Raw genomic sequence first — 9331 nt, forward strand, 5'->3', positions numbered from 1 at the left:
ATATTGATTGTAAAGCTGCGTTTTCATGGGGATATGCTGTTGACTACGCCGCTTATCAGCACGCTAAAAGCGCGCTATCCAGAGGCCGCTATTGATGTGCTGCTCTATGAAGACACTATCCCTATCCTTTCCAGGCATCCAGATATCCACCGGTTATACGGTTTGAAAAGAAAAACCACCGGCTCAATGGAGAAAATCAGTGATTTTCTCGCCATGCGCAACACACTCAAACGCAACCGCTATGACCTGATTGTAAATCTGGCCGACCAGTGGCCAATAGCGCTGCTGATTAAATCGTTAAACTGCCCATACAGCCTTTCCATCCAACGCGGAGGGGCCAGGCAGTCTCTGTGGCGCGCCTGTTTCACACGCTGTTTGGAACCAACGGGGCAGCATATCGTTGAGCAGAACTTCTCCTTGCTTGCCCCTTTGGATGTGCCAGAGGAAGACAGGACACGGCCGCTGTCGCTGCACTATGCCCCGGAAGATGCTGACCGCGTTTTCTCCCTCGCGCCAGAGTTAGCAGTAACGCCTTACGTGGTTATCCAGCCGACTGCCCGACAGTATTTTAAATGCTGGGATAACGATAAATTTGCCCAGGTGATTGATCATCTGAAGCAGCAAGGGTTAGAGGTCGTCCTTACCTGTGGCCCTGGTGCCGAAGATTTGGCGGTGGTGAATGAGATCCATACCCTGTGCGCGCACAAACCTACTCTGTCCCTTGCCGGTAAAACGCATTTTCTCGAACTGGCGGCGTTAATCGACAAAGCCGTACTCTATATCGGCGTCGACTCCGCACCGATGCACATGGCGGCAGCGCTCGCAACGCCAACGGTTTGCCTGTTTGGGCCGACGGATCACGTTAAATGGAGCCCTTGGTCATATAACCATATTGTTCTGTGGGCGGGAGACTACACCACCATGCCTGAGAGAGAGTATCTCGATAGGAATAAAAAATACCTGTCATGCATCCCTGCTCAGGACGTTATTCACGCCGCAGCAACGTTGCTTGCCGACCCTACGGGTGCTTCGCTAAATACCGCAGAAAGATAAGGAATTCTGCATGAATATTGCCTTCTGCTTGTATAAATATTTTCCGTTTGGCGGTTTGCAGCGCGATTTCCTCAGTATTGCTCAGGCCTGCGTCAGGCAGGGTCACCGTGTGCGAGTGTATGTCTTGTCCTGGCAGGGAGAAGAACCAGAGAATCTTGAGATTATTTTGGTGCCCACGGTGGGTATCAGCAATAACACACGGCATCAACGCTACAGTGAGTGGGTTCAACACCATCTGCAATTGCACCCTGCCGATCGCGTGGTGGGATTCAATAAAATGCCGGGACTGGATTTTTATTACGCCGCAGATGTGTGCTACGCAGAAAAAGTTGAGCAGGAGAAAGGATTTTTCTATCGCTTAATGCCGCGCTACAAGCACTATGCTGCGTTTGAAAAAGCAGTGTTCAGCCCAAGCGCGAAAACCAAAATGCTGATGCTGACTCAACGCCAGATTGCTGATTTTAAAAAACATTATGGCACGCAGGATGAGCGTTTTCTGATTCTGCCGCCGGGCATTGCGCTAGACAGAAAATATGACCAGCAGACACCCGACATTCGCCAGACCTTTCGTCATACGCAAAATATCCCAGAAAGTGCCCTGGTACTGCTGCAAGTGGGTTCAGATTTTAAACGTAAGGGCGTCGAGCGCAGCCTGCGCGCCGTTGCCAGCCTGCCGGAAGCGCTACGGGAAAAGGTCATTTTCCTGGTTGTCGGCCAGGATAAACCCGACCGTTATCAAACGCTGGCGGGTCAGTTAGGGATTGATAAACAGGTGCGTTTTTTCGCTGGACGTAGTGATGTTGCTGATTTTATGGCCGCCGCAGATGTGCTCCTTCACCCTGCACATCAAGAAGCCGCAGGCATTGTGCTGCTTGAAGCGATCACCGCCGGGCTACCGGTTATCGTCACCGAGGTGTGTGGCTACGCGTTCCATATTGAGAAGGCACAAGCAGGTCAGGTTATCGCCTCCCCCTTCAGCCAGGAAGCGCTGAACGCTGCGCTACATACGGCATTAAAACAAACGGAAACCTTGCATCACTGGTCAGAGAACGCCCGGCATTATGCCGATACGGAAGATCTTTACAGCTTACCGGAAAAAGCAGCGCTGCTGATTTCGGGCCAGGATCGTCACTAAATGAAAAGTGTCATTACGTTAAAAGAGCCGTTTGCCTCACTCTGGCAAGAACATGACCCCTTTGAAGAAGTCAAAAAACTGGATGGCGATGTTTTTCGCGCATTAGAGAGCCGCAAAACATTACGTTTTACGTTGGCCGGACGCTCTTGGTTTATAAAAGTACATCGCGGCACGGCATTGAAAGAGGCGCTCAAAAACCTGCTTTCATTGCGGCTGCCCGTATTGGGCGCCGATCGTGAATGGAACGCGATTCATCGCTTGCACAATCTCGGTGTAGACACCATGACGGGTGCTGCATTTGGCCAGCGGGGAGTAAACCCGCTACAGCGCGAATCCTTCATTATTACAGAGGATTTAAGCCCGGCCATCAGCCTGGAAGATTATTGCGCCAACTGGCCGAAGAATCCGCCAATGCTTGCCGAAAAACGGCGACTGATTCGCCGTGTGGCAGAAATGGTGAGAAAGATGCATGCCGGCGGCGTTAATCACCGTGATTGTTATATTTGCCATTTCTTGCTGCGCCAACCTTATCAACCTACCGATACGCAATTTACACTTTCGGTCATCGATCTGCATCGGGCGCAACTTCGCGAACGTGTTCCGCTGAGATGGCGTAATAAAGATCTTATCGGCCTCTATTTCTCCTCACTCGATATTGGACTGAGCAAACACGATCTTTTGTTTTTCCTGAAGATCTATTTTGATCATCAACCCTTGCGTACTACGCTGCGTCAGGAACAAGCGCTATTTCACGAAGCGTTTACCAAAGCAGAAAAGATTCGAGAAAGAACGGAGCGTAAGGCACTTTAACCCGAGTCCTGATTATCATTATGAATAATTGGCAATATCATGTATTTTGATAAAAATATAGTGATCGAAAAAACGTTCTCTTTCTTGTTCTCGAAAGAAACCACAGCATTGGATATCGCATACGGCACTGACAAAAATTTTCTGTACGGGTGTGCAATATCTATCGCATCATTGTTACTGCACAACAATGAGCAGCCCTTGGCGTTTCATATCTTTACAGATCGATTTACACCCGATGATGAAGCCAAATTTTGTGCCTTAGCGGAGCAATACAGCAGCAACATTAATGTTTATATCGTTAATTGCCAATGGTTAAAAAAGCTACCTAGTGATAAAAATTGGAGTTATGCCATTTATTTTCGCTTTATCGCTGCTGATTTCTTGTTTAATGTTACAAACAAATTCCTTTACCTTGACTCTGATATTATTTGTAAAGCACGAATTGATGAACTGATAACGCTAGACACACGGTACGTTATTGCGGCTGTAGTAAAAGACCGCGATCAGGCATGGTGGAAAGAAAGAGCAAATAAACTTGAGACACCAGAGATTGCCGAAGGCTATTTCAACTCAGGTGTTCTTTTGGTTGATCTCACTAATTGGCATTGCAAAGATATCAGTCAAAAAGCCATGTCCATGTTAAAAGATACACAGATACAAAAAATAATAACTTATCCTGATCAAGATATACTAAACATCTTATTAAAAAAACAAGTTCTGTATCTTGATAAAAAATACAATACCCAGTTTAGTATCAATTATGAACTAAAGGCACCCAAGGGACATTTTTATCCTACCCCAATAACTGACACCACCATTTTCATCCATTACATTGGACCAACTAAACCGTGGCATAACTGGGCAAGTTATCCTTGTACTGTTTTCTTCAATACGGCAAAAACGCATTCACCTTGGAAAGGCGTTAGTTTGGAAAAACCCTCCACAGCAAATCAACTCCGCTATAGCGCTAAGCATCAATTTAAGAAGGGTAAATATTTCATGTCCTTTATTAATTACTGTAAATACTTCCTTATGAAATTAACTTCAGTTATTTAAACATTGAGGCTTGAATTGAAAATACACGCACTCGTGGTCATGTACAATTCATCACTTTTTGAATCAGAAACAATTCAGCATTTGTTTAAAGCAAACGTAGAGAAAATATCATTAAAAATTATCATTTGGAATAACGGACCACATGAATTTGATAAAGACGATGTCTTTGATTTTTTAGATAAATGTAAAGAAAAAAATATTGATAGTGATATTTATCAAGACACTAGAAATATATCTTTAAGTAAGATATATAATTTTTTCGTTGATACATATTCAGATAGTGAGTATTTCACGATTTTTGACCAAGATACTCTAGTATCGGATGATTTCTTTATAAATATCAGAAATAATCAAGATTGTCATGTAATAATTCCTTTAATTTTTTCTCCGACAGAACCTGATGAGATCAGAAGCCCTAGCTATTTTGATCACAAACCGTTTCATCATGGTGAATTCAATTTAGGCGATTGTTATGCTGTTGGATCGTGTTTGACATTCTCCAACCATCTAAAAAATCTAATAGTTTCCAACGGAGAAAAGTGTTTTGATGAAAATTATGCATTTTACCGGGTAGACACTCAATTCTTTTTCCACATAAAAAAATTCAATTATTTGAAAGGGATATGTATTGGACAAATATTTCATCATCTATCAGAGAAAGATGACCCGAGTAAAATGAATCAATTTAAGAAATTAGAGATAGGTTACGATAAGCTTTTATCGCGCATACATAATAGAAGAAAATCATTTCTAAAAAATATATTGTATTGTGTAAGATTAAAATGCAAATATCGTATTAATATGAGAGGATTTATAAATCTCATCAGATGCGCCATCAACAAAAAGCACCCACGAACAATGCTGCATATAGAAAAAAATAAAAAAGTAAGTTATTCATCCACATTCATTAAAAATGATTGAGATGCCGAGGTTATAATGAAAATTATTTCTATTTCACGGATGGGCGGTGGACTCAATAACCAAAAAATGATGCTGCTTGGACTACTCATCACCGCTATTGAAAGTAACGCAGCGATCCAGATTCCACCGTTGATAAACTACGTTACTAATAAAAAAGACAACATCTTTAAAAAATATATCTATGGCAAATTAATATATCCTCTATTCCATCGATACATTCCTTTTTTTGACATGTTCGATCACGCATCATTCATATATTTCACCAATAAATATAATATTATTATATCGAAAGAGAAAGCTGATATTGAATATAAAAATGAAGAAATGTTCAAAAAGGGAAGTAATATTATAGATGAATATGTAAATAATGAAAATTATAACTATAACTCATTAATTTCAGACTTCTTTAAATTTCTAATTCCATCAAAATATATGAAAGAGAAAATTGATTTTTTTATTGATCAATCTCAACCAATTGATGCCGTTTGTCAACTTAGAATTGAAGATGATTGGCCACTCGATGTTAACGCGAGTTGGCAGGAAAAACAGGGAAGCACCAAACTCCCTTCGCAGCTTACTCGCAGTATGGTTATTTTTGAAAAAATTTACAATACTCTTCCGAGTTTAAAATATATATACGTCGCTTATGACAAAAATGGATTAAAGATCCCATTTACATCAATATCTGACACAGTGGACGAAAAATTTGGTTTTAAACTAAAAACTAAACATCCTTCAATGCTAAAAAGATCAAATCCCAAGAATGCATTGGAGGCATCAATCATTGACTTTGAAATTTCAGTATCTGTAGATATATATATTGGAACAGAAATGTCATCCTTCACTTTACTGTCCAATATTACAAAAGAAAATCGAGATGGCCATCCTCTACAACAACGTTATCATTACAACACTAAAAGGGATTATCTAACCATCTATGCAAACAAAACTTACCAATAACCCCCCAATAGTTATTAACACGTTAGTTGTATTATATAACTCGAAACTCAGTGATTCGGAAAGCATTCAATCAATTATAGCAGCACAAATTAACAGAGACTTTAAGATCATACTGACAATTTGGAATAATGGACCAACCCTTTTAGATGAGATAGATGTAAATAACTTTTCTTATATTTGCCATAGTAAAAAAATAGAATTTAAAATATACCAAGACATCAGAAATGTCTCTTTAAGCAAGATTTATAATAGTTTGATAAAATCGCTAGATTTTGATTTTTTTGTTACATTCGATCAAGACTCGATAATCAGAGATGATTATTTTTCTCTGATTATCCAAAACAGAGAACATGATGTTATATTCCCTAAAATTATTCTTGATAAAATTACCGTTCAAAATACAACGTTCGATAGCCCTACATTTAATGCAGCAGAGACAAAGGCGATCGGATCTGGGTTATGCATATCTAGACACATAGCAGAAAAGACAATTTCATTATTTGGTAGCGTTTTTGATGAACGTTTTGCATTTTATTTTGCAGATTTTAGTTTCTTCTCACGCATCAAAAAAATAGGTTATGTCTCTGGAAAGCAGGTCGGTGAGATGCATCATCAGATCAGTGGCATTGCCGCTTATACCCAAATGAGTGAGCATACCAAGTGTGAAGCCGGTTATGGCAGAGTTTTATTGAGATATATCGAAAAAAATAAAAGTAATCCTATTAAAAATACCCTTTATTGTGTGAAATTTTGGATAAAATCACAATGCCAACTAAGAAGTTTTCTGAAAATCATGAAATGTATGATATTGAAAAGACATCCACGTTCCATGTTTGATGTTTGCCTGAAAAATGTATTGACGCATGAAACAGACAATCATGGTCAAAGTCATCTTTGACCATAATAATATCAGAACATATTATTTACAATACTTATCGGCAAACGCTTTCACCTGTATTTTGAACTTCAGCTTTTCTTCAAGGATTGATTTTCTGTACTCTTTAAATTGCGAAAAATGATGAGGGAAATCATCGAAGATCTGCAATATTATGTTAGTGACATCTTTATTTCTGGATAAACTATAGTCTTTTATTTTGTACTCACTCGCTGTTGGAATATCAATATTGTTTTTCGCACTTCCTCGCATTCCTGTAATAATACAGCAACCAGCCATTGCGGCTTCACGCGGGAATCGATCTTTTCCAGGGTGCCCACCAAAATCGATATACACCTTGCTTTTTCCTAGCAGGGACTTAACTTGTAAAGGTGTCATTTTCTCAATAGGAACAAACGAGATACCTGGCGAATTTTTTATTATATCATTGGTAATTTCAACACCTTTTCTTGGGTTATAAGCAACAATATTTTCCTTTTCTGACAATACAGTATCAGATATAACATTTTTCAAATGTACTTCGTTTAAATAGTCAGTCAAAAAAGAAGATTCAATCCCAAACTTTTCCAAATAACTTCGTGCGTACTCACTTTGCACCAGATGGGTATATTTCTTTAGACTGCTAATACCTTTTCGCTTGCCTTTGATAATCATTTTCATATGATTCATTTTTTCTGCAAACGTCAGCGGTAATTCTGCACCATAATAGTTATCAACTGAGAGCCACCAAATACATATTTGACTATCTTTGAAGAACTTCATCAATTTAGTAACCGGCTCAGGTATAACGACAATCGAGTCTTTAGAATAATCTTTTGAATAATTGGCCACTTGAATATTATAATTTTTATATGCATCAGGGATTGTAAATTCCCGTCTAAATGGGAAATACAAAATATATGCATTAACGCCCTCACTCCGTAGGGCATCAACGAGCTGATGCAACACTTCCGGACCGCCTGTTTCAGCATCTCCAGGGCAACAAACAAAAACTTTTTTGGACATCGCTTCCTCCCCTAACTAGGGTTACCTGATATTTATAGTAAAGTCTTAAATTATATTATACTCTCACCATTATGTAATAACACATTGAAAGCCTGTATACTCCAAGTCCCAATATCCATACTACCAATCACATTTAATATATTTTGAAAGTTAATATAAATCGAGTCTAATAGATGAAACTAACAAAAAAAAATCTGGAAACTTATGATTACCTTATCGTAGGCTCAGGTATTTTCGGTGCTGTGTGTGCTTATGAACTAAAAAAAACCGGAAAAAAAATACTTCTGATTGAAAAACGCGATCATATTGCTGGCAATACCTACACAGAGAATCAAGATGGTATCAATGTACATAAATATGGCGCACATATATTCCATACAAATGATAAAGAGATATGGGATTACATCAATCAATTTGCTGAATTCAATCGTTTCACCAACTCGCCACTAGCGCTGTATAAAGGAAAACTCTTTAACCTTCCCTTCAATATGAACACATTCTATCAAATGTGGGGAACGTTAACACCGAAAGAAGCGCAACAAAAAATTGCTGCTCAGCGTAAAGAGGTTGAAAACTTAGAACCAAGCAACCTAGAAGAACAAGCGATATCTTTAGTAGGCCGAGATATTTATGAAACATTGATAAAATCATACACTGAAAAACAATGGGGAAGAGATGCAAAAGACCTCCCCCCTTTCATCATTAAACGACTACCGGTAAGATTTACTTTTGATAACAACTACTTCTCAGATAGATATCAAGGTATTCCTATTGGTGGCTATACACAAATTATAGAAAAAATGCTTTCTGGTGTGGATATTTTTCTGCAAACTGACTTTATCAAAGATAAAGACTTTTATATTCAAAATGCAAAAAACATCATTTACACTGGGCCAATTGATGAGTTCTATGATTACCAACATGGCGCTCTTGAGTATCGAACATTACGTTTTGAAAATGAGTGTCATCCAATTGAAAACTTCCAAGGTAATGCTGTAATAAATTATACGGATGACTCTGTCCAGTATACCAGAATTATTGAACATAAGCATTTCGAGAATGCAGTCACACCGCACACAATCATCACCAAGGAATTCCCCATGGAATATAAACCAGGAGATACGCCATATTATCCCATCAATGATCAGGTCAATATGGACAGATTAAAACTGTATAAAAAACTGTCAAACGAAGAAAGTAACGTTATCTTTGGCGGTCGCCTAGCAGAATATAAATACTATGACATGCACCAAGTAATCTCTGCTGCACTATACACAGTAAGAAAAATCATTAATAATTAGCAAAAGCTGGTTTTCCGGTATAAACATACTGGTATTTAATTCTTCGACGTCATGTTAAGCAAGAAGAATCTAGCATAAACTCATAGCCTAACCTCTATCAACACGATAAAATTCATCCCAGCGATAACTCTAAAATAGCCAATGCCAATGCTACAAACCCTTTACACCATCTTGCTTTACCTCATTCAACCATTA

At 39.0% G+C, this 9331-nt stretch carries 9 protein-coding genes; 8 read left to right on the plus strand and 1 reads right to left on the minus strand.

The genetic code is table 11. The features are described 5' to 3' along the window. From rfaQ to J5224_RS22520, 7 genes are all read left to right on the plus strand, one after another. Positions 1–1053: lipopolysaccharide core heptosyltransferase RfaQ (gene rfaQ / locus J5224_RS22490; RefSeq protein WP_264627477.1), on the plus strand; the 1053-nt coding region annotated here is incomplete at its 5' end. 10 nt (positions 1054–1063) lie between these two features. Further along, positions 1064–2188: a glycosyltransferase family 4 protein gene (locus J5224_RS22495; protein ID WP_264627478.1), complete on the plus strand. Its 1125-nt coding sequence runs from the start codon at positions 1064–1066 to the stop codon at positions 2186–2188. Continuing rightward, positions 2189–2998 (plus strand): lipopolysaccharide core heptose(I) kinase RfaP, encoded by an 810-nt coding sequence (gene rfaP, locus J5224_RS22500; RefSeq protein WP_264627479.1) that lies wholly within the window; start codon positions 2189–2191, stop codon positions 2996–2998. It abuts the gene before it with no gap. Between the two features lie 39 nt (positions 2999–3037). Next, positions 3038–4054 carry a glycosyltransferase gene (locus J5224_RS22505; protein WP_264627480.1) on the plus strand — a complete coding sequence of 339 codons (1017 nt, stop codon included), beginning with the start codon at positions 3038–3040 and terminating at the stop codon, positions 4052–4054. Positions 4055–4093: 39 nt separating this feature from the next. After that, the gene (locus tag J5224_RS22510; RefSeq protein ID WP_264627481.1) at positions 4094–4975 is read left to right on the plus strand and encodes a hypothetical protein; all 882 of its coding nucleotides are present in this window, start codon (positions 4094–4096) and stop codon (positions 4973–4975) included. 15 nt (positions 4976–4990) lie between these two features. After that, positions 4991–5935 (plus strand): hypothetical protein, encoded by a 945-nt coding sequence (locus tag J5224_RS22515; RefSeq protein WP_264627482.1) that lies wholly within the window; start codon positions 4991–4993, stop codon positions 5933–5935. Next, positions 5913–6833: a glycosyl transferase gene (locus tag J5224_RS22520; protein WP_264627483.1), complete on the plus strand. Its 921-nt coding sequence runs from the start codon at positions 5913–5915 to the stop codon at positions 6831–6833. The genes J5224_RS22515 and J5224_RS22520 overlap by 23 nt, the downstream gene beginning before the upstream one ends. 21 nt (positions 6834–6854) lie before the next feature. Here J5224_RS22520 and J5224_RS22525 read toward each other — a convergent pair whose 3' ends face one another. Continuing rightward, positions 6855–7835 carry a hypothetical protein gene (locus tag J5224_RS22525; RefSeq protein WP_264627484.1) on the minus strand — a complete coding sequence of 327 codons (981 nt, stop codon included), beginning with the start codon at positions 7833–7835 and terminating at the stop codon, positions 6855–6857. A gap of 173 nt (positions 7836–8008) precedes the next feature. Here J5224_RS22525 and glf point away from each other — a divergent pair, with 173 nt between their 5' ends. After that, on the plus strand, positions 8009–9136 hold the full coding sequence (glf, locus tag J5224_RS22530) for a UDP-galactopyranose mutase (RefSeq protein ID WP_264627485.1): 1128 nt from the start codon (positions 8009–8011) through the stop codon (positions 9134–9136). Positions 9137–9331: the final 195 nt, after the last annotated feature.

The organism is Candidatus Symbiopectobacterium sp. NZEC135, assembly GCF_025962695.1.